Source organism: Herbaspirillum camelliae, from assembly GCF_001929405.1.
Classification (GTDB): Bacteria; Pseudomonadota; Gammaproteobacteria; order Burkholderiales; family Burkholderiaceae_D; genus Herbaspirillum; species Herbaspirillum seropedicae.
Genome location: NZ_KV880769.1, coordinates 1,658,772 through 1,677,751, shown reverse-complemented (window position 1 = coordinate 1,677,751; position 18,980 = coordinate 1,658,772). Strand labels below are relative to the sequence as shown.

17 protein-coding genes are annotated in these 18,980 nt (G+C 63.8%); 6 read left to right on the top strand and 11 right to left on the bottom strand.

Going from position 1 to position 18,980, the window contains the following annotated elements:
• Positions 1 to 21: 21 nt before the first annotated feature.
• Both rhaS and BGK68_RS07415 read right to left on the bottom strand, forming a co-directional pair.
• Positions 22 to 1,056 (bottom strand): rhamnose ABC transporter substrate-binding protein, encoded by a 1,035-nt coding sequence (rhaS, locus tag BGK68_RS07420; protein WP_143432965.1) that lies wholly within the window; start codon positions 1,054 to 1,056, stop codon positions 22 to 24.
• A 93-nt stretch (positions 1,057 to 1,149) separates the two neighbouring features.
• Entirely contained in the window at positions 1,150 to 1,953 is an 804-nt protein-coding gene (locus tag BGK68_RS07415) for a DeoR/GlpR family DNA-binding transcription regulator (protein WP_075256561.1), read from the bottom strand.
• A gap of 263 nt (positions 1,954 to 2,216) precedes the next feature.
• On the opposite strand from BGK68_RS07415, the gene BGK68_RS07410 reads away from it, so the two are divergent.
• A complete protein-coding gene (locus tag BGK68_RS07410) occupies positions 2,217 to 4,343 on the top strand; it encodes a bifunctional rhamnulose-1-phosphate aldolase/short-chain dehydrogenase (RefSeq protein WP_075256560.1) in 2,127 nt (708 codons plus the stop codon).
• 81 nt (positions 4,344 to 4,424) lie between these two features.
• Positions 4,425 to 5,720 (top strand): L-rhamnose catabolism isomerase, encoded by a 1,296-nt coding sequence (gene rhaI, locus BGK68_RS07405; protein ID WP_075256559.1) that lies wholly within the window; start codon positions 4,425 to 4,427, stop codon positions 5,718 to 5,720.
• 62 nt (positions 5,721 to 5,782) lie between these two features.
• On the opposite strand, the gene BGK68_RS07400 is transcribed toward rhaI, so the two are convergent.
• From BGK68_RS07400 to BGK68_RS07370, 7 genes are all read right to left on the bottom strand, one after another.
• The gene (locus tag BGK68_RS07400) at positions 5,783 to 6,712 is read right to left on the bottom strand and encodes an amidohydrolase family protein (RefSeq protein ID WP_075256558.1); all 930 of its coding nucleotides are present in this window, start codon (positions 6,710 to 6,712) and stop codon (positions 5,783 to 5,785) included.
• Between the two features lie 50 nt (positions 6,713 to 6,762).
• Complete coding sequence (locus BGK68_RS07395) at positions 6,763 to 8,058, bottom strand: MFS transporter (protein WP_075256557.1); 1,296 nt, start codon at positions 8,056 to 8,058, stop codon at positions 6,763 to 6,765.
• 80 nt (positions 8,059 to 8,138) lie between these two features.
• The gene (locus BGK68_RS07390; RefSeq protein ID WP_075256556.1) at positions 8,139 to 9,065 is read right to left on the bottom strand and encodes a hydroxyacid dehydrogenase; all 927 of its coding nucleotides are present in this window, start codon (positions 9,063 to 9,065) and stop codon (positions 8,139 to 8,141) included.
• Positions 9,062 to 9,751: an RraA family protein gene (locus BGK68_RS07385; protein ID WP_075256555.1), complete on the bottom strand. Its 690-nt coding sequence runs from the start codon at positions 9,749 to 9,751 to the stop codon at positions 9,062 to 9,064. The genes BGK68_RS07390 and BGK68_RS07385 overlap by 4 nt, the downstream gene beginning before the upstream one ends.
• Positions 9,752 to 9,788: 37 nt before the next feature.
• Positions 9,789 to 10,709 (bottom strand): SMP-30/gluconolactonase/LRE family protein, encoded by a 921-nt coding sequence (locus tag BGK68_RS07380; RefSeq protein WP_075256554.1) that lies wholly within the window; start codon positions 10,707 to 10,709, stop codon positions 9,789 to 9,791.
• A complete protein-coding gene (locus BGK68_RS07375; RefSeq protein ID WP_075256553.1) occupies positions 10,706 to 12,043 on the bottom strand; it encodes an MFS transporter in 1,338 nt (445 codons plus the stop codon). The genes BGK68_RS07380 and BGK68_RS07375 overlap by 4 nt, the downstream gene beginning before the upstream one ends.
• A 10-nt stretch (positions 12,044 to 12,053) precedes the next feature.
• Positions 12,054 to 13,001 carry an amidohydrolase family protein gene (locus tag BGK68_RS07370; RefSeq protein ID WP_075256552.1) on the bottom strand — a complete coding sequence of 316 codons (948 nt, stop codon included), beginning with the start codon at positions 12,999 to 13,001 and terminating at the stop codon, positions 12,054 to 12,056.
• 127 nt (positions 13,002 to 13,128) lie between these two features.
• Between BGK68_RS07370 and BGK68_RS07365 the strand changes: the two genes are divergently transcribed.
• Complete coding sequence (locus BGK68_RS07365) at positions 13,129 to 14,031, top strand: LysR family transcriptional regulator (protein ID WP_075256551.1); 903 nt, start codon at positions 13,129 to 13,131, stop codon at positions 14,029 to 14,031.
• Between the two features lie 32 nt (positions 14,032 to 14,063).
• Here the strand turns inward: BGK68_RS07365 and BGK68_RS07360 are convergent, their stop codons facing one another.
• Positions 14,064 to 14,732 carry a GntR family transcriptional regulator gene (locus BGK68_RS07360; RefSeq protein WP_075256550.1) on the bottom strand — a complete coding sequence of 223 codons (669 nt, stop codon included), beginning with the start codon at positions 14,730 to 14,732 and terminating at the stop codon, positions 14,064 to 14,066.
• 201 nt (positions 14,733 to 14,933) lie between these two features.
• Between BGK68_RS07360 and BGK68_RS07355 the strand changes: the two genes are divergently transcribed.
• The 3 genes from BGK68_RS07355 to BGK68_RS07345 all read left to right on the top strand — a co-directional run bounded on the left by BGK68_RS07355 (position 14,934) and on the right by BGK68_RS07345 (position 17,912).
• Positions 14,934 to 15,800, top strand: a complete 867-nt coding sequence (locus BGK68_RS07355) for an NAD(P)-dependent oxidoreductase (RefSeq protein WP_075256549.1) — start codon at positions 14,934 to 14,936, stop codon at positions 15,798 to 15,800.
• A 30-nt stretch (positions 15,801 to 15,830) separates the two neighbouring features.
• Entirely contained in the window at positions 15,831 to 16,469 is a 639-nt protein-coding gene (locus BGK68_RS07350) for a 4-carboxy-4-hydroxy-2-oxoadipate aldolase/oxaloacetate decarboxylase (RefSeq protein WP_075256548.1), read from the top strand.
• Between the two features lie 117 nt (positions 16,470 to 16,586).
• Positions 16,587 to 17,912, top strand: coding sequence for an MFS transporter (locus BGK68_RS07345; RefSeq protein ID WP_075256547.1), 1,326 nt, complete (start codon positions 16,587 to 16,589; stop codon positions 17,910 to 17,912).
• Positions 17,913 to 18,043: 131 nt separating this feature from the next.
• Here BGK68_RS07345 and BGK68_RS07340 read toward each other — a convergent pair whose 3' ends face one another.
• Positions 18,044 to 18,793, bottom strand: coding sequence for an SDR family NAD(P)-dependent oxidoreductase (locus BGK68_RS07340; protein ID WP_075256546.1), 750 nt, complete (start codon positions 18,791 to 18,793; stop codon positions 18,044 to 18,046).
• Positions 18,794 to 18,980: the final 187 nt, after the last annotated feature.

The window sequence follows — 18,980 nt, the reverse complement described above, 5'->3', positions numbered from 1 at the left end:
GCTCCCGCTGGCGGCGGATCGTCAGAAGATCTTGGCGAATTTGTCCACGTTGCTGGCGTCGTAGGTAAAGGGCGGCGCCAGGGCCGCCTCGCCTGCGGCGTCCAGCTTGATGCTGCCCATGCGTCCCACGGCGATGCTTTCACCCTCCTTGCCCTGGGCCTTGCCCTTGACGAACTGGTAGGCGGCATAGGTCGCGGCATAACCGAGGTCGATCGGATTCCAGATGGCGAAGCTCTTGACCGCGCCGCTCTTGACGTGACCCGCCATCTCCGAGGGCAGGCCCAGGCCGGTCACGTAGACCTTGCCGACCAGCTTCTCATCGACCACCGCCTTGCCGGCCGCATTGATGCCCACGGTGGTCGGCGCGATAATGGCCTTGAGGCCAGGATGGCTGCGCAACAGGCCGATGGCTTCGCGATAGCTCTTGTCGGACTGGTCGTCGCCATAGACGGTGGCCACCAGCTTCATGCGCGAGAACTCGGGACGGGCCAGCGCCTTCTTCATCTCGCCGATCCAGATGTTCTGGTTGGTGGCCTGCGCGGTGGCCGACAGGATCGCCACGTCACCCGCGCCGCCGATGGCGTCAGCGGCCATCTGGATCTGCTTGAGGCCAATGAGCTCGGTATTGGAGGGATTGAGCTGCATCAGGCGACCGCCCTTGGCGATGCCGCTGTCGAAGGACAGCACCTTCACGCCGCGCTGCATGGCGCGCTTGGTGATGGGCACCAGCGCATTGGCGTCGTTGGCCGAGATGACGATGGCGTCGACCTTCTGGCTGATCAGGGAATTGACGATCTCGATCTGCCCTTCGGCGGTCGGTGTGGTCGGGCCGGTGTAGATGACCTCCACATCACCCAGTTCGCGCGCGGCTTCCTTGGCGCCTTCATGGGCGGCGTCGAAGAAGCCGTTGCCCAGGCTCTTGACCACCATGGCGATGCGTACCTTCTCGGCAGCATGGGCGGGTGCAGCGGCGATCAGGCCGATGGCGCCGGCGGCCAGGGCCAGCAACGCTGCGCGTAAAGGCCGTGCGGCCGCATTGAACGTGTTGCGGGTCATGTCTTGTCTCCTTGTTGGATGAGTAAGTTGCGGCCCTGTCTGCGCAGGCGCCGTGTTGCAATCAAGGTGCGATGTGCTGGTTACGGATGAAGCTCAGCCGACCAGGGCCAGCCGTTCGTGCTCGGGCGCCACCGTGACGACCTTCACCCCGGCCTGCTCCATCATCTGCGCGGCGGCGTCCGAGATGCCGGTGTCGGTCACCAGGCAGTTCACCCGGTTCAGGCCACACAGGATCAGGCCGGCCTTGCGCGAGAACTTGCTGCTGTCGGCCAGCACCACCAGCTGTTCGGCCTGGCCCAGCAAGCGCTTTTCGGCCTGGATCAGCAAGGGATCGGCTTCCATCAGGCCCAGCATCGACACGCCGTAGATGCCCATGAACATCTTGCTGGCGTAGTGATGCTGGGTGATGTCGTTCTCGAAGGGACTGAGGATGACGTTCTGCTCACGATAGATCTGGCCACCCGGAACGATGATCTGGTTCTCGCTGGTGGTGAGCAGGCGCTCGGCCATCAGGAAGGAATTGGTCAGGATCTTCAGGCGCTTCTGGGCCAGGTACTCGGCCATCAGGAAGGTGGTGGTGCCGCCATTGATGATGATGGTCTCACCGTTGTCGCACATCTCGGCCGCATGGCGGGCGATGGCGCGCTTCTGCGCCGGCTGCCGCGCCAGGCTGGCCTGGAAGGTCTCGCCGGAGAGCGCAAAGGCGCCGCGCTTCTGGGCCAGGCGCTCGGCCCCGCCACGGGTGCGGGTGAGCATGTCGCGTTCGGCCAGCCAGGCGATATCGCGCCGCACCGTTGCCGCCGAGGCATTGAGCAAGTGGCAGAACTGCTCGACGGTGAGCGCCGTATGCTCGCCCAGCAGCGCAAGCAGGCGCTTGCGGCGATTGTGATTGATCATGCCTGTCTCCATGATGATTGCCGGCAAGCCTGGTCTTTGCCAGGCGTCTGGTCCGGCGTTTTTCGTTATGGAGCAAGACTAAGCGATCGCCAAAAAGCAAGTCAACAATCAATCAATCAACTTGATGAGTGATTTACAAACAATCAGAAAGTTGATTGCAGATCGATTGACTCTGATTGCTGGCTGCTTTTTACTAGCCTCCATGCTGTTCAAGCAGGATTCTTGCGCCGTTGCGCGCAACCATAACCAGAACTGGAGACCCCATGACTATCGCTTCACCGACCGGACTCGCCCACCCCAAGGCGGGCCAATCGCGCATCGCCTCGGCCTGGGATGAGGCCTACGCCGCCACCCTGGACGAGCCGCAGCGGCTGCTGTACCGCTCCAACCTGCTGGGCGCGGACAAGGAGATCACCAATTTCGGCGGCGGCAACACCTCGGCCAAGATCGCCATGCCTGATCCGCTGACCGGACAGACGGTGGAAGTGCTGTGGGTCAAGGGGTCCGGCGGCGACCTGGGCAGCATCAAGCTGGACGGCTTCGCCACCCTCTACATGGACAAGCTGGAAGCCCTGCGCAGCCGCTACCGCGGCCTGGAGCACGAAGACGAGATGGTGGGCTACCTGCCGCATTGCACCTACAACCTCAATGCCCGCGCCGCCAGCATCGATACGCCGCTGCACGCCTACATCCCGCGCCGTCATGTGGACCACATGCACCCGGACGCGGTCATCGCCATCGCCGCCTGCAAGAACAGCCGCGACCTGACGGCGCGCATCTTCGAAGGTGAGCTGGGCTGGCTGCCCTGGCAGCGTCCGGGCTATGACCTGGGCCTGAAGCTGGAACAGCTGGTGCGCGCCCAGCCGCATCTGAAGGGCATCGTGCTGGAAGGACATGGCCTCTTCACCTGGGGCGACAGCGCCCGCGAATGCTACGAGAACACCCTCAACGTGATCCGCCGCGCCGATGCCTGGCTGGCCGCCAACAGCCGCGCCCCGGCCTTCGGCGGCGCGCGCTACCAGGCCCTGCCGGCGGCCGAACGCGCCGCGCTGGCGGCCCGCATCATGCCCTTGCTGCGCGGCAAGATCAGCAAGGGCGAATACAAGCTGGGCCACTTCGATGACAGCCAGGCCGTGCTCGACTTCGTCTGCAGCAATGACCTGGCTGCGCTGGCCGCGCTGGGCACCTCTTGTCCCGATCACTTCCTGCGCACCAAGATCCGCCCGCTGGTGTTGGATTTCTCCCCGCAACAGCCTGACCTGGCCGCCCTGGAAGCCAGCCTGGACGCTGCACTGGAAGCCTATCGCCAGGACTACGCCGCCTACTACCAGCGCTGCGCCCGCCCCAACAGCCCGGCCATGCGCGATCCCAATCCGGTGATCTATCTCATTCCCGGCGTGGGCATGCTGTCCTTCGCCAAGGACAAGGCCACCGCCCGTATCGCCGGCGAGTTCTACATCAATGCGGTCAACGTCATGCGCGGCGCCAATGGCGTGGACAGCTACGTGGGCCTGCCGGAGCAGGAAGCCTTCGATATCGAATACTGGTTGCTGGAAGAAGCCAAGCTGCAGCGCATGCCCAAGCCCAAGAGCCTGGCCGGACGCATTGCCCTGGTCACTGGCGGCGGCGGCGGCATCGGCCAGGCGGTGGCGCGCCAGTTGCTGGCCGAAGGCGCCTGCGTGATGCTGACCGATATTGATCAATCCGCGCTCGACAGTGCGCAACAGAGCCTGCTCAAGCACGGCGGCCCGGACGCCATCGGCGTGGTGCGCGCCGACATCACCAGCGAAGCGGATGTGGCGACGATCCTCAACAGTGTGGCGCTGCGTTTCGGCGGTATCGATCTGCTGGTCTCCAATGCCGGCATCGCCTCGGCCTCGCCGCTGCAGGACACCAGCCTGGAAGTGTGGCAGCGCAATCTCTCGGTGCTGGCCACCGGTTACTTCCTGGTCAGCCGCGCCGCCTTCTCCAGCATGCTGACCCAGGGCCTGGGCGGCAGCATCGTCTACGTGGCCAGCAAGAATGGCCTGGTGGCCTCGGCCGGGGCCTCGGCCTATTGCACCGCCAAGGCGGCCGAGATCCACCTGGCCCGCTGCATCGCGCTGGAAGGTGCGCCGCATGGCATCCGCGTCAACGTCGTCAATCCCGACGCCGTCATTCGCGGCTCGCGCATCTGGGACGGCAAGTGGAAGGAAGAACGCGCCGCCTCCAACAAGATCGAGGCCGACGACGTCGAGGAATTCTATCGCCAGCGCAGCATGCTCAAGCGCAGCGTGCTGCCGGAGGATATCGCCGAAGCAGTCTACTTCTTCGCCAGCGAGAAGTCCGCCAAGAGCACCGGCAACATCCTCAACGTCGATGCCGGCAATGCCGGGGCCTTCACGCGCTGAGGCACGGCGCTGGCCCTCTCTTCAGCATTCCCTTCAACCATGATGACGATGCCCAAGGACGGCGTCGTCGCAGGAGACAGCATGAGCTATCGTATCGAGACCCAATTCATTGCCGAGCAGAACGCCCGCGCGCACCAGCAACTGCAATCCGACTACGAAGCGCTGGCCGGCGTGCTATCGCGGCGCGGCTGCGACATCGAGGCCCTGACCCGCCTGGCGCAAGCGTTTGCCGTGGCCCTGCCCAGCTGGGGCGTCGGCACCGGCGGCACCCGCTTCGCGCGCTTCCCCGGCCAGGGTGAGCCGCGCAACGTCTTCGACAAGATCGACGATTGCGGGACCATCCACCAGCTCACCCGCGTCACGCCCGGGGTATCGCTGCACTTTCCCTGGGACCGCACCACCGATGCCCGCGCCCTGCGTGAAGCGGCGGCCCAGCATGGGCTGCACTTCGATGCGGTCAATTCCAACACCTTCCAGGATGCCGCCGGCCAGGCCCACAGCTACAAGTTCGGCAGCCTCACCGCGTTGGATCCCGACGTGCGGGCGCAAGCCGTGGCGCACAACATCGATTGCATCGAACTGGGACATGCGCTGGGCTCGAAGGGGTTGACCGTCTGGATCGGTGATGGCGCCAACTTCCCCGGCCAGAGCAATCTGCGCGGCGCACTGGAGCGCTATCTGGAGAGCATGCGCGCCATCTATGCCGCGCTGCCTTCGGACTGGCTGGTCTACATCGAGCACAAGCTCTTCGAGCCGGCCTTCTACGCCACCACCATCGCCGACTGGGGTACCAGCTTTGCCTGCGCCACCGAACTGGGGCCCAAGGCCAAGTGCCTGGTCGACCTGGGCCACCATGCGCCCAATACCAACATCGAGATGATCGTGGCGCGCCTGGCGCAGTTTGGCAAGCTGGGCGGCTTCCACTTCAATGACAGCAAGTATGGGGACGACGACCTGGATTCAGGCAGCATCAATCCCTTCCAGCTGTTCCTGGTCTTCAACGAATTGCGCGACGCCGCCCAGCGCGACGGCCAGGCCTTCCGCCCGGCCTACATGCTGGACCAGTCGCACAACGTCACCGATCCCATCGAGAGCCTCATGACCAGCGCGGTGGAAGTGCAGCGCGCCTATCTCCAGGCCGCATTGGTGGATACGCAGGCGTTGTCGCATCATCAGAAGAACAACGATGCGCTGATGGCCGCCCAGACGCTCAAGCAGGCCTTCCGCACCGATGTGAGCGCGATCCTGGCCATGGCCCGCTATCGCAGCGGCGGCGCCATCGATCCGGTTGCCTTGTATCGCGCCAGCGCCTATCGCGATCACAAGCGTGAAGAACGCCCGGTGGTCGCAGGACGTAGCAGCAGCGGCATTGTCTGAGGACTGCGTAAATCTATCGGTGCATCGCCGCCACCGCCGGACGGTGGCGGCAATGACCCCACTCAGGCAAAGCCGAACAGCGCCGCCGGATTGCTCACCAGGATCTGCTGGCGCAAGGCCGGATCAGGGGCCCATGCAGCCAGCAGGTCGAACAGCACAGCGTCATCGGGCTTGATCTTCTCGGTCGGATGCGGCCAGTCGCTGCCCCACAGGGTGCGCTGCGGCGCGGCCTGCAGATAGGCCTTGGCCAGCAGGCTGGTATCGGGATAATCGGGCGGCCCTTGCAGGGTATCGGCATAAGGTTCGGACAGCTTGATCCAGGTATTGCCCTTGGCCAGCAGGCGCAGCACCGCTTGCGCGCCGGGATGATCAAGACCGTCCGGCTGCGGGATGCGGCCCAGGTGGTCAATGACCACCTGCGTAGGCAGCGCGGCCAGGACGGACTCATGCTGCGCGATCTGCGCACCCGACATCAATACCTGCACATGCCAGCCCAGCGGCGCGATGCGCTCGGCGGTGCGGCGCAGACGCTCCACGGTGGTCACGCCCCAGCTCTGCGCAGAGAGGAAATTGACGCGTACGCCGCGCACACCCAATCGATCCATTTCCTTCAATTGCGGCAAATCGACATCGTCATCGATAACCACGATGCCGCGCGCCTCTGCGCCGAACTGGGTGAGCGCATCCAGCAGGCAGCGATTGTCGCTGCCATAGGTGGAGGGCTGCACCACCACATGCCGCGCAATGCCCAGCTTGGCCATCAGCAGCCGGTAGTCGGCTACGGTGGCCCCGTCCGGGCGTCCGCCGCGCCAATGCGGCGAGACCGGGAAGCGCGCATCGTAGATATGGTGATGACTGTCGCACGCCAGCATCGGCGCCTTCAGCCTGGGCGGCTGGCTGCCGGCAGAATTGGGAACGGATTGCGCAGTCGCGCTGCGCACGCCGGCACAGGCCAGCATGGCCCCGGCGATGAAGCTTCTTCTATCGAGCATCGTTGTCTCCAGCGGCGCTGGCGGGCGCCGCCATGTTCATGGCTTGGGGTTCAATGGCCCGCGCGCGACTTGCGCGACAGGAACAGCAGGATGCCCACGCTCACCACCGACAGACCCACCAGCGGCAACAAGGCCATGGCATAGCTGCCGGTGGCGTCCTTGACCCAGCCATAGACGTTGACCATCAGGCCACCGCCGATCAGGTTGGAGACGGCGTTGATGCCCGCCAGCCCGGCCGCTGCCGAACCCGTGGCCAGCCAGCTGGAGGCCATGGCCCAGAACGGTCCCTTGAAGGAATACGCGCCGATCAGCACCATCGTCAGCAACAGCACCACCGGGGCCAGCGAATTGGCCAGCGACGCCAGCGCCAGTCCGCCACCGATGAGCATGAGCGGAATGGCGGTATGCCAGCGGCGCTCGCCGGTACGGTCGGAATGACGGCCCCACCACACCATCAGCACCGAGGCGATCAGGTAGGGAATCGAATTGACCAGGCCCGTCTGCATCACCGACAGACCGAAGGACTTGAGCAACTGCGGCTGCCACACGTTCAACACCGAACCGGCCGCCGAGGCGCAGGCGCAGACCAGGGCCATGCCCCACACATGCGGCTGGCTGAACAGCTTCCACAAGGGGATATGCTGCTTGGCGGCGCGGCTGGCGGCCTCCTTGTCCATGGTCTCGGTCAGCCACTGGCGCTGCTCATCGCTGAGCCAGCGGGCCTGATCGGGACGGTCGGTCAGGAAGGACAGGCAGACCAGGCCCAGCACCACCGTGGGCAAGCCCTCCAGCATGAACAGCCAATGCCAGCCGCGCAGTCCGCCGATGCCATCCATCTGCAGCAGCAGCGCCGACACCGGCGAGGCCACGAAGCTGGCCGCGGGAATGGCCACCATGAACAGCGCCACGATGCGCGCGCGGTAGGCCGAGGGTACCCAATAGGTCAGGTACAGCACCACGCCGGGGAAGAATCCGGCCTCGGCCGCACCCAGGATGAAGCGCACGAAGTACAAGGAGTTCGGTCCTTGCACCAGCGCCGTACAGGCCGAGATCAGGCCCCAGGTGATCATGATGCGCGCCAGCCATCTGCGCGCGCCGAATTTCTGCAGCGCCAGGTTGCTGGGCACTTCGAAGATGAAATAGGCGATGAAGAAGAGGCTGCTGGCAAAGCCGAACATCCTGGGCGACAGGCCGAGGTCGTGATTCATCTGCAGCGCGGCCATGCCGATATTGCCGCGATCGATGAAGGCGAACAGGTAGCACAGCATCAGGAAGGGCAACAGTCGCCATGTGACCTTGCGCACGGTCTCTTGTTCGAGCCGCTTCTCGTTCTGGATGGTCTCCATTTGTCTCTCTCGGAAGGAGGGCTCAGCCGGTCTTGCCGGCTGGCCGATTGCATTGTAATTGTTGATCGGTACTTTGCGCGCTACGCGCCAAGTACGGCCAGGACGTTATTGGCTGCGCCCGTCCCCATGGCAATATAGGCATCGGAGGTCACGCCGCCGATGTGCGGACTCAGCACCGCATTGCCGACGTGCTGCAGCGGATGGGGAGCGGTGAATGGCTCCTTCTCGAAGCTGTCCAGTCCGGCCGCGCGCAGCTTGCCGCTGTCGAGCGCAGCGATCAGGGCTTGCTCGTCGATCAGGCCGCCACGGGCGGTATTGACGAGGATGGTGCCGTCCTTCATCCGGGCCAGCGACTGGGCGTTGATCATGTGCTTGTTCTCGGCGGTCAGCGGGCAGTGCAGCGAGACCACGTCGGACTGCGCAAAGAGCGTATCGAGATCGACCAGTTGCACGCCTTGCGGAGCTTCCTTGGCATAGGGGTCATGGGCCAGTACCGGCATGTCCAGTGCAGCAGCGACCGCCGCCACGCGGCGTCCGATGGCGCCCAGGCCAACCAGGCCCAGCGTCCGGCCCCGCAGTTCCAGGCTCTTGTGGGTGGACTTGTCCCAGTGCCCTTCACGCATGCGCTGGTCCAGTCCCACCACGTTCTTGGCGCAGGCCATGATCAGAGCCCAGGTGTGCTCGGCCACGGCCGGGGCATTGGCGCCTGCCGCTGCTTTCACGGCGATGCCGCGTTGCTGCGCCGCCTGGCTGTCGATGGAATCAATGCCGGTGCCGTGCTTGGAGATCACGCGCAGGCCTGGGGCCGCGTCCATCACGCGGGCGCTCACGCCGCCGTATCGCACGATGATCGCCACCGGCTGATGTTGCTGGGCCAGCTTGAGCAGATCCTCTTCGGTCGGCTTGGCGCCGGCGTAGACCAGTTCATAGTCACGCAGCAGTTCGACCGCAGCAGGCGCCAGGTCGACACCGGTGACGATCACCACTTGCTTGTTGGCTGCACTCACAGCGACTCTCCTTCGGCCAGCACGCCAGCCTTGCGCAGTTCGCTCTCCAGCCAGGTCGGACGCAGCGGGCCGCCGCCGCGGATGGCGGTGAGGCGCTTGGTCTCGTCATCGACCTTCTTGGCGGCAGCGCCCAGCAGCGAGGCCGCCTTTTCACGCTCGATCACCACCACGCCGTCGGCATCGCCCACGATCAGGTCACCCGGTTGCACGGCGGTGCCACCCACCGAGATGGGCCAGTTCACGCGACCGGCGATGTTCTTGGTCGGACCATTCGGATTGGCGCCCACGGCATAGACCGGGAAACCGATTTCACAGAGGGCCTCGGTGTCGCGCACCGAACCGTAGATGATGATGCCGGCCAGGCCGATGGCCTTGCATTGCGAGACCATGATCTCGCCCATCAGCGCGCAGGTCTCATCGCCCTTGCCATCGATGACCAGCACGTCGCCCGGCTTGGCGATGGCCATGGCGGCGTGGATCATCAGGTTGTCGCCCGGACGGACTTCCACCGTCAGCGCCGGACCAGCCACGCGCATGGACGGCGACAGCGGCGCTACGCGGCTGCACAGGGTGCCGCGACGACCAGCCACGTCGGCCAGGATGGAGGCGGCGAATTCCGAGGCCTGGGCCACGATGGCGGCATCGACACGTTTGAAGTCGCGGATGAAATCAGGTTGAGTGCTCATGGTGATCCTTTGATGAAAATGAAGACAGCGGCCACGCTCAGGCGTGGGAATACATGGGCAGACCGGCCACCGGCACGTCGGCGCGCAGGATGGACCCGGTCTGGGATTCGGTGATGAAGAGGCTCTTGCCGTCCGGCCCGCCAAAGGCCAGGTTGGTGGTGGAGATGCCGGCGCTAGAGCGGATGCGCAGCAGCGGTTCGGCAAACTTGGACAGCCGCCAGATGGAACCAAAGCCGGTATGGGCGATGTAGAGGCAGCTCTCCGCATCCAGCGCCAGGCCATCGGGACCGGCCATGCCGCCATGCAGGTTGGCAAACACGCCGACCTTGCCGACCACGCCGTTGTGATGCAGCGGGATACGCCAGATCTGCTGCGCCCGCGTGACGGCCACCAGCAGGTGGTTCAGGGCCGGGTCATAGACGATGCCGTTGGGACTGGGGATGGTATTGATCAGGCAGGTCAACTGGCCATCCGGCGCGAGCCGGTAGACGCGGCCAGTGGGGTCCTGCAGGCCGGTCTGGCCCTGGTCGGTGAAATAGATCTCGCCCTTGGGGCCGAACACCAGGTCATTGACGCCCTTGAAGCCTTCCGAGCCCACCGTCTCCAGCAGCGGCGTGACGGTACCGGTATCAGGATCGAGCTGGACCAGGCCGCGTTTGTAGTCGGTGATGACGATGCGGCCGGTCTTGTCGATCTTCAGGCCATTGGGCCAGCCATCGTACTCGGTGACCAGTTCCCACTGACCGTCCATGGTGATGCGGAAGATGCGGCCATAGGGAATGTCGGTGACGTACAGGCGGCCCTGACGGTCGAAGGACGGACCTTCGAGGAAGGAATCGATGGGCAGGCCGCCGCGGTTGGCGTCGCCCCAGGCGTTCTTGCGAGGAGTACGGAAATGCTCGGGCAAGCGGGTGAAGACGCTGGCCTCGACCACGGGAGGCGGGGCAAAGAAGCTCATGCTGTTTCCTTGGAAGTGGGAGGGACGCGGGACGGATCGCCCAATGCCAGCGTGATGACAGCACCCAGCAGCAAGGCGCCGGCCACGAAGATCAAGGGATAGGTAAAGCCCTGGGTGGATTCGCGGATGAAGCCGATCACCGACGGTCCGACAAAGCCGCCCAGGTTGCCGATGGAGACGATCAGCGCCAGTCCGCCGGCGGCAGCGCGTCCGGTCAGGAAGCCCGAGGGAATGGCCCAGAAGGTCGCCTGGAACGACAGGATGGAGGCCACCGCCACGGTGATGGCCAGCATCTTCAAGAGCGGCGTATGCAGGAAGGCCGAGACGCCCAGCGAGAGCGCCGCCAGCACGATGGCGCCAGCCACGAAGAACAGGCGTCGCTCACTGCGATTGGCCAGGCGCGCCCACAGCGTCATCGCCACTGCACCGACCAGGTAGGGCACCGCCGCCACCAGGCCGACCTGGTGCGAGGGCAGGCCGAACTCGCGGATGATCTGCGGCAACCACAGGCCGATGCTGAGCGAACCGATGATGCCGCAGAAGTTGGCCCCGGCCAGGGCGAACACGCGCCAGTTGGTGAAGGCGTCCTTCAACTTGTTGCCATGGCGGGCGGCCAGCACGTTCTGCTCGGTGGACAATTCATTTTCCAGCCATTGCTTTTCGTCAGCGCTGAGCCACTTCGCCTTGGCCGGACGATCCGGCAGCAGGAACAGGCACATCACGCCCAACAGTACGGCGGGCAAGGCTTCCAGCAGCAGCAGCACCTGCCAGCCCTTGTAGCCCCACATCCCGTGCAATTCCATGAGCGCGCCCGACAGCGGCGAACCAATGATGTTGGCCACCGGAATGCCGATCAGGAAGAAGGCCGTGGCCTTGCCGCGCCATGCGCCCGGGAACCACTGGGTGAAGTACAGGTAGATGCCCGGCGTGAAGCCGGCCTCGGCCATGCCCAGCAGGAAGCGCGCCAGTGCAAAGCTCTTGGGACCGACCACGAAGGCCGTGGCCATCGAGATCAGGCCCCAGGAAATCATGATGCGCGAGATCCACATGCGCGCGCCGAAGCGATGCAGCGCCAGGTTGCTGGGAATCTCGAAGAAGAAATAGCCGATGAAGAAGAGGCCCGCGCCCAGCCCGAACTGCGAAGGCGTCAGGCCCAGGTCCTTGTTCATGGTCAACGCAGCGAAACCGACGTTGATGCGGTCCAGATAGCTGACCACGTAACACAGGAGGATGAAGGGGATGAGGCGGCGCATCACCTTCTTCATGGTGGCTTCTTCGCTGACCACTGCGGTGGCGGCAGCCGAGGCGGCGGGAGAAATGGATACCTGCGACATGGGCGCTCCGTCAGAATTGGTAGAGGCGGGCCGGATTGGCGACCAGCACGGTGCGCACCATCTCGTCGGAACCCAACCAGGAAATCATCACATCGAGCAGGCGCGCATCATCGGGCTTGTGCTGCTCGGTGGGATGCGGCCAGTCGCTGCCCCACACCAGCTGCGTCGGCGCCAGTTGCACCAGCGCGCGGGCCAGCGGCGCGACGTCCTCATAGTCGGGCGCGCCACGCTTGCTGTAGAGATAGGCGCCGGAGAGCTTGACGCTGGCGCGTCGCTCACGCATGAGCCCGGTGACGAAATCGAATACCGGATGGGTCGCATCGGCCTGCAAGGGAATGCGGGCGAAGTGATCGAACACCAGCGGCACCGGCAGCCGCGCCAGCATTGCGCGATGGGCCAGCAAGACCTCATTGGGCATGTTGGCCTGCAGGTGCCAGCCCAGCGGCGCTACGCGGCGCGCCAGCGGTTCCATCATCTCCACGGTGGTCACCGAGCCCACGGCCAGGTTGAAGCGCAGACCGCGCACACCGGCCTGGTGCAGGCGCTGCAGCTCGGCGTCGCTGACCTGGTCGTTGACCACGGCCACGCCGCGCGCCGAGCGACCCAGTTGCTCCAGCGCATCCAGCGTGCAGCTGTTGTCCACGCCATAGGCAGAAGGTGTGACGACCACGTTGCGCGTCGTGCCCAGCCGTTGCTGCAACTGGCGGTACATCGCCACCGTGGCCGGCGCATGCACCAGCTTGGCCCCGGGCGCCCATGCGAAGCGCGGGTCATAGATGTGCATGTGGCAATCACAGGCATCGTCGGGCAAGCGGCTCGCAGCGCGTTGGCTGCCGGAAGAATGCGGATAGGCGTCGGCCTGGGCCAGTGCGTGCGGCAGGTGCATGGCAGCGCCAAGGCTGAGGGCGAGCTGGCCGCTGCGTCGCAGGAAGGCACGCCGGGAAGGCAGGTCTTGCATCGTACTGGTCTCCAGGTTGTTGTCGTCGCCACGTGGGCGAGGGTTCTTTTGGAGGGCAGTCTACGTGCGCGAATATTTAATGTATATTTGCTTTTATTTTGTTATCCATAACTTTCAGGAATGAATCATGGACTTCCGCGATCTCAAGTATTTCGCCGTCATCGCCGAGGAAGGGCATGTGGGACGGGCCGCCGAACGGCTCTACAAGACGCAGCCGGCGCTGACCAAATGCATCGATCGCCTGGAAGAACAATTGGGGGCGCCGCTGTTTGAACGGGTCGGTCGCGGCATCCGCCTCACTGCGGTCGGCGAGGCGCTGCTCAACCGTGCGCGCCAGATCAGCCTGATGATGGACGAGACCGCCCGCGAGATCGGCGACTATGCCCATGGACGCGAAGGCAACATCCGCCTGGGCTGCGTGCCCACGCTGGCCGAACATGTGCTGCCCGGTGTGTGCCAGCAATTGCTGGGCGAGGCGCAGAAGGTCACGATCGACCTGAAGGTGTCCATGAACGACGCCCTGCTGGCGGGCCTGAAGGCGGGAGAACTGGATATCGTGCTGGGCCCGATGATCCAGGATGATGAGCTGTTCCATACCGAAGAGATCATGCAGGACCAGATGGTGGTCATGGCCAGCCCGCATCATCCCATCTTCGACAAGAAGATCCGGCTGCGCCATCTGCTGGACTACCAGTGGGTGCTGCCGGCGCAATCGGTGCTGAGCCGCCAATGGCTGGACAATGTCTTCGACCGCCACCACCTGCCCCGCCCCAAGGTCCAGATCACGCCCACGGTGCTCAACATGATCCTGCCGCTCATCGAACGCAGCAACCTGCTGGGTTTTGCCTCCAAGCTGAACCTGTCGGAAGGGCGCGGTCACCTGCGCGAAGTGGTGCTCAAGGAGACCACCATGCTGCGCCGCATGGGGCTGACCTACCGGCGCGACATGTATCTCTCGCCGGCGGCGCAGCGGCTTATCCGCATCCTCCATGAGGCGTCCTTGCAGCACTGGGATGCGGACAAATCCTAGAACGCATCTCACGCCTATTGATGAAATGGGTTCTAGTCAGGCGCGCCCATGTCCTCGTACTGGCTGCGGCGGCGCATGAAGCGGTGATAGGACATGCGCAGATGGAGCTGCATCACCTGGCGCGCCAGCTCTGCGTCACGCGCCTGCATGGCCAACAACAGATCCTGATGATGATGCAGGCTCTGTTCCAGTTCCGATTTCTCGTAGAGATGGAATGAACGCACGATGATGGGCATGTCGATGATGGTCTCCAGCATCGCCCGCAATCGCGGCGAGGCCGAGTATTCCAGTATCGTGCGATGGAAGACGCTATTGGCCGCCTGAATCTTCTCCACAGAATGGACGCCGCCGCTTTTGATGGCCTGCGCCATTTTCTCGTTGCTCTCCCTGAGCAGGGACAGCATCTTCTCATCGCCACGTTCTGCGGCCAGGCTGGCGGCATAGGGCTCCAGCAACATGCGCAACTGGAAGGTCTCTTCGATATCCCAATCACTCCAGGCCGCCACATGAATCCCTTGGCCGGCATCGGCGGTGGCCAATCCATCTTCGACCAGGCGCCGCAAGGCCGTGCGCACCGGGGTGCGGCTCACGCCCAGTTCGCGGGCCAGCGGTTCTTCCTTGAGCTGGGTGCCGGGCTTGTATTGCCCGCCCACCAGACGCTGCCGAAGGATCTCGTAGACCTTCTCCTTTCCGCGCTCCACCGTTGTGACTCCTGATTCAAATGTCGTGGGCGGATTCTATATGGCGCATCGCAAGCGCGTCCAATGGGCCGCCAGCGATACCCTCGCTTGTTTCAAAAATGTATCCATTCTGGATTTTTAACCGGATCATCACGGCAGCGATTGCTTTATTTGTTCTTTTTTTGTATTCTGCCAAAAAGCAATCAAAACCAGGAGACCGCAATGCATATTGCAATCATCGGCATGGGCGAAGTAGGTCGCTGCTATGCCAAAGCCCTCTATGACGCTGGCTACGAGCTCAGCCTGTGTGAAGCCTTCCCTTCTGCGAGCGCCACCGGACTGGCTGCGCAATGGGGTATCCCGCTCCATGAAAAACCGGGAAATTGGCTCGAAAATGTACAGTGGGTGCTTTCCTGCGTGACGGGCTCGCAGGCCTTGGCCGTGGTCGGCCAGGTTGCGCCCTTCCTGAAAAGCGGCACCGGCTTTGCCGACCTGACCACTGCAAGTCCTGCAACCAAGCGGCAGGCATCTGCAGCGGCGGCCCAGTCTGGCTTGCACTACCTAGACGTCGCCATCATGGGCGCCATTTCCCTGAAGTGGGAAAAGACGCCTCTGCTGGCCGCTGGTGAAACCGCCAGCGCATTCAAGGAAATGCTGGAGACAGCCGGCGCCCGGGTGCAAGTCATCACCGATGGCAAGCCGGGTGACGCGATCTCGCTGAAGATCCTGCGCAGCATCTTCACCAAGGGCATGGAAGCGCTCGCGGTCGAATTATTGATGAGCGCCGAAAAACAGGGCGTACGGGAAGAGTTGTATCACCAGCTCAAGGACATCGACGAGACCCCCTTGCGCGACTTCATCGACATGCTGGTGCGCACCCATGTGATTCATGCAAAGCGTCGCGCCCACGAAGTGCGCGACGCCAGGAACGAGCTCGACCAGCAGCAGCTTCCCTCGCTGGTGCTGCCTGGCGTCGAAGAGCGCTTCGACGCTACCGCTTCCCTGCTCGAAAGACACCCTCTGGGGCAGGACCAGCCCGACGTCGGGCAGGCCCTTGCCTGGCTCCTCAGCAATTCGGCAGCGACCTGAGCTGCATCTCCTCCACACACAGGACTCATCATGATCACCCAAGAACAAATCCAGCAATTGCGCGCGCTTGGCTCGGCGACCGTATACGAGGCGCAAGGCGCCAAGGGCGCCCTCGACCACGGCATGAAACCGATCGACCCGGCCTCGCGCCTGGCCGGTCCGGCACTGACCGTGGATGCGCGCCCTGGCGACAACCTGGTATTGCACTATGCCGTGCTGCAGGCAAAGCCCGGGGATGTGCTGGTCGTCGACGCCAAGGCGTTCATGGAAGCCGGGCCATGGGGCGACGTGCTCACCGTGCTGGCGATGAAGAAGGGCATTGCCGGCCTGGTCGTCAATGGCTGCGTGCGGGACGCCAATACCATCATCGACCTGGGCTTCCCGGTGTTCTGCCGTGGCCTGTCGATCAAGGGTACCGGCAAGCATCAGCCGGGCAAGGTCAACGTTCCCATCGTCATTGGCGATGTGCTCATCCATCCTGGCGACATCATCGTCGGCGACCGTGACGGCCTTGCCGTGGTGGCCCAGTCTGAAGTCGAGATGACGATCGCCAGCAGCATGGCGCGCGAAGAGAAGGAACAGAAGATGCGCGAAGCCATCGAGAACGGCGCCTCCACCGTCGAGCTGATGCAGCTGGACACGATCCTGAAGCAATACGGAATGGTCTGATCTGATCCCCCTGCGGCAAGCCGGCACAAGACCGGCAGCAAAGACAACGCGCCTGGAAATCCCGCCAGGCCGACCAATACAGATAACAGCAAATCCAGATTGCTGAAGGAGACATTCATGGAAGCAGCAGCAATTCAACGCACCAAAAAGAAGACCCATTTCCGCTGGGTCGTCGGCGCACTCATCTTCATCGTCTATACCGTCGCGGCGGCAGACCGCGCCAATCTTGGCGTCGCACTTCCTTTCCTGCGCAAGGAATTCGTGATGTCCAATACCGAGGCGGGCGCACTGGCCAGTATCTTCCTGTTCGCCTACAGCCTGGCGCAACTGCCCTCGGGACTGGCCTATACGCGCTTTGGCATCCCCCGCGTCTTCTCGCTGGCCATGCTGGCAACCTCGGTCTTCACGGGCCTCATCGGCACCGCCTCCTCGCTGCTGGCGCTGAAGATCTTCCGCTTCGGCCTGGGCCTTGCGGAAGGTCCACTGCCCATCGGCATCACCTCGACCATCAACAACTGGTTCCCGGCGCGCGAAAAAGGCACGATGACCGGCATCTTCCTGGCCGCCGCCAAGTTTGGTCCGGTGCTGGTTCCGCCGGTCTGTGCGGTGATCATGTACTACTGGGGCTGGCGCCACATCTTCTACTTCTTTGCGGTTCCCGGCGTCATCCTCTCGGTCGTGTGGCTGATGGTGGTGAAGAACCGTCCTTCCGAAAGCCCCCATGTCTCGGCGGAAGAACTGGAGCACATCAACGACAGCCAGGGCGCTGCCGCCGGCCAGGGTACAGGCCCTGCCGTGACGCGCGACTTCGCTTTGCTGGACCGCATCATCCGCAGGAGCCAGGTCGCCACCATCGAGACGACCAAGGGCATCTTCTGCTCCTGGAACATCATGGGGGCGGCGCTTGGGTATTTCTTCATGACCGCCATCGTCAACGTCTTGCTGGCGTGGATTCCGACCTACCTCATCAGCGTGAAAGGCTATTCGATCGCCAACATGGGGATGGTGGCCGCAGCGCCCTGGGTGGGCGCGGTGATCGGCAACCTGCTGGGCGGCACGATGACCGACCGCTGGCTGGAGAAGCGCAGAAAGCCCGCGATGATGATTTCCGCCTTCTTCACCACCATCATGATGGTCATCCTGATCAACTCTCCTGCTGATCCGCTGCTCTATGGCGCATTGCTGCTGCTGACGGGGATCTTGCTCAACATCGGCTATTCGACCTACATGGTGTATCCGATGGGGATGACCTCGAAGAAGGTGTATCCCATGGCCTGCGCCATGGTCAATACGCTGGGCCAACTGGGCGGCGCCTGTGCACCGCTGGCGGCGGGTTTCTTGCTGGACAGCTACAGCTGGAACCATGTCTGGATCTTCATGGCCGTGTGCTCCATCCTCTGCTTCATCACCATCCTGACCATTCGCGAGCCGGTGCAGGGCTGATACATTGCCGCTGCCACATGGCCACCAAGCCGAGGCATATCCTGCCTCGATCCTCAATGCGATAGCCTGACCTGGGACGGATGCTTTCGTCCCAGGTCAATGCCATTACCTCAGCCTTCGTTGCTGCGCCATCACACCTGCGCCATCCCGCCATCGACGAACAGCTCGATGCCATTGACGAAGCTGGCGGCGTCCGAGGCCAGGAAGGCGACAGCCTTGCCGATTTCCTGCGGCTCGCCCAGGCGGCCCAGCGGTACCTGGCTGGCCAGGTAGTCGAACAGGCCTTGGCGGGCGTCGTCAGGCACCAGCTCGCCCAGGCCGGGGGTGCGGATCGGGCCGGGGCTGACCACGTTGACGCGGATGGCGCGGTCCTTCAGGTCGAGCGCCCAGGAGCGGGCGAAGTTGCGCACGGCGGCCTTGCTGGCGCTGTAGACGCTGAAGTTGGCCGTGCCCAGGACCGAGGTGGTCGAGGAGGTGAGGATCACCGACGCGCCATCGACCAGCAAGGGCAAGGCCTTCTGCACGGTGAAGAGCACGCCGCGCACATTGGTGCCGAAGATGCGGTCGAAGTGCTCTTCGGTGATCGCCCCCAGCGGCATCATGTCGCCGCCGCCTGCGTTGGCGAAGAGGATGTCGAGCCGGCCTGCGCTCTTGGCAATCTGTGCATAGACGGTGTCGAGGTCCGAGAGCACCGAGGCGTCGGCGCGAATGCCGGTAGCCGCAGTGCCGATGCTGGCCACCGCTGCATCCAGTTCGGCCTGGCGACGGCCGGTGATGAATACTTGCGCGCCCTGCGCCGCCAGTTCCTGCGCGGTGGCCAGGCCAATGCCGGAAGTGCCGCCGGTGACCAGTGCGATCTTGCCGTTGAGTTGCTTGTTCATGATGTTTCCTTTTCGATCAGGTTGAAGGTGTCAGTCAGTTCGGTCTGCCATGCCGCTGCCGCTGGCGTTCTGGGCCGTGTGCAGCAAGGCATGACTGCACTTTATCGATCCGGCGTTTATGGATAAAGTGTGTAAAATGAAAATGACTATGCACATCCATAGATAATGAAAAGACGGCGAGGAAGCG

What these genes read in the sequence shown, in the direction of transcription:
- rhaS (WP_143432965.1), bottom strand. Translation starts at nt 1,056, where the DNA reads ATGACCCGCAACACGTTCAATGCGGCCGCACGGCCTTTACGCGCAGCG.
- BGK68_RS07415 (WP_075256561.1), bottom strand. Translation starts at nt 1,953, where the DNA reads ATGATCAATCACAATCGCCGCAAGCGCCTGCTTGCGCTGCTGGGCGAG.
- BGK68_RS07410 (WP_075256560.1), top strand. Translation starts at nt 2,217, where the DNA reads ATGACTATCGCTTCACCGACCGGACTCGCCCACCCCAAGGCGGGCCAA.
- rhaI (WP_075256559.1), top strand. Translation starts at nt 4,425, where the DNA reads ATGAGCTATCGTATCGAGACCCAATTCATTGCCGAGCAGAACGCCCGC.
- BGK68_RS07400 (WP_075256558.1), bottom strand. Translation starts at nt 6,712, where the DNA reads ATGCTCGATAGAAGAAGCTTCATCGCCGGGGCCATGCTGGCCTGTGCC.
- BGK68_RS07395 (WP_075256557.1), bottom strand. Translation starts at nt 8,058, where the DNA reads ATGGAGACCATCCAGAACGAGAAGCGGCTCGAACAAGAGACCGTGCGC.
- BGK68_RS07385 (WP_075256555.1), bottom strand. Translation starts at nt 9,751, where the DNA reads ATGAGCACTCAACCTGATTTCATCCGCGACTTCAAACGTGTCGATGCC.
- BGK68_RS07380 (WP_075256554.1), bottom strand. Translation starts at nt 10,709, where the DNA reads ATGAGCTTCTTTGCCCCGCCTCCCGTGGTCGAGGCCAGCGTCTTCACC.
- BGK68_RS07375 (WP_075256553.1), bottom strand. Translation starts at nt 12,043, where the DNA reads ATGTCGCAGGTATCCATTTCTCCCGCCGCCTCGGCTGCCGCCACCGCA.
- BGK68_RS07370 (WP_075256552.1), bottom strand. Translation starts at nt 13,001, where the DNA reads ATGCAAGACCTGCCTTCCCGGCGTGCCTTCCTGCGACGCAGCGGCCAG.
- BGK68_RS07365 (WP_075256551.1), top strand. Translation starts at nt 13,129, where the DNA reads ATGGACTTCCGCGATCTCAAGTATTTCGCCGTCATCGCCGAGGAAGGG.
- BGK68_RS07355 (WP_075256549.1), top strand. Translation starts at nt 14,934, where the DNA reads ATGCATATTGCAATCATCGGCATGGGCGAAGTAGGTCGCTGCTATGCC.
- BGK68_RS07350 (WP_075256548.1), top strand. Translation starts at nt 15,831, where the DNA reads ATGATCACCCAAGAACAAATCCAGCAATTGCGCGCGCTTGGCTCGGCG.
- BGK68_RS07345 (WP_075256547.1), top strand. Translation starts at nt 16,587, where the DNA reads ATGGAAGCAGCAGCAATTCAACGCACCAAAAAGAAGACCCATTTCCGC.
- BGK68_RS07340 (WP_075256546.1), bottom strand. Translation starts at nt 18,793, where the DNA reads ATGAACAAGCAACTCAACGGCAAGATCGCACTGGTCACCGGCGGCACT.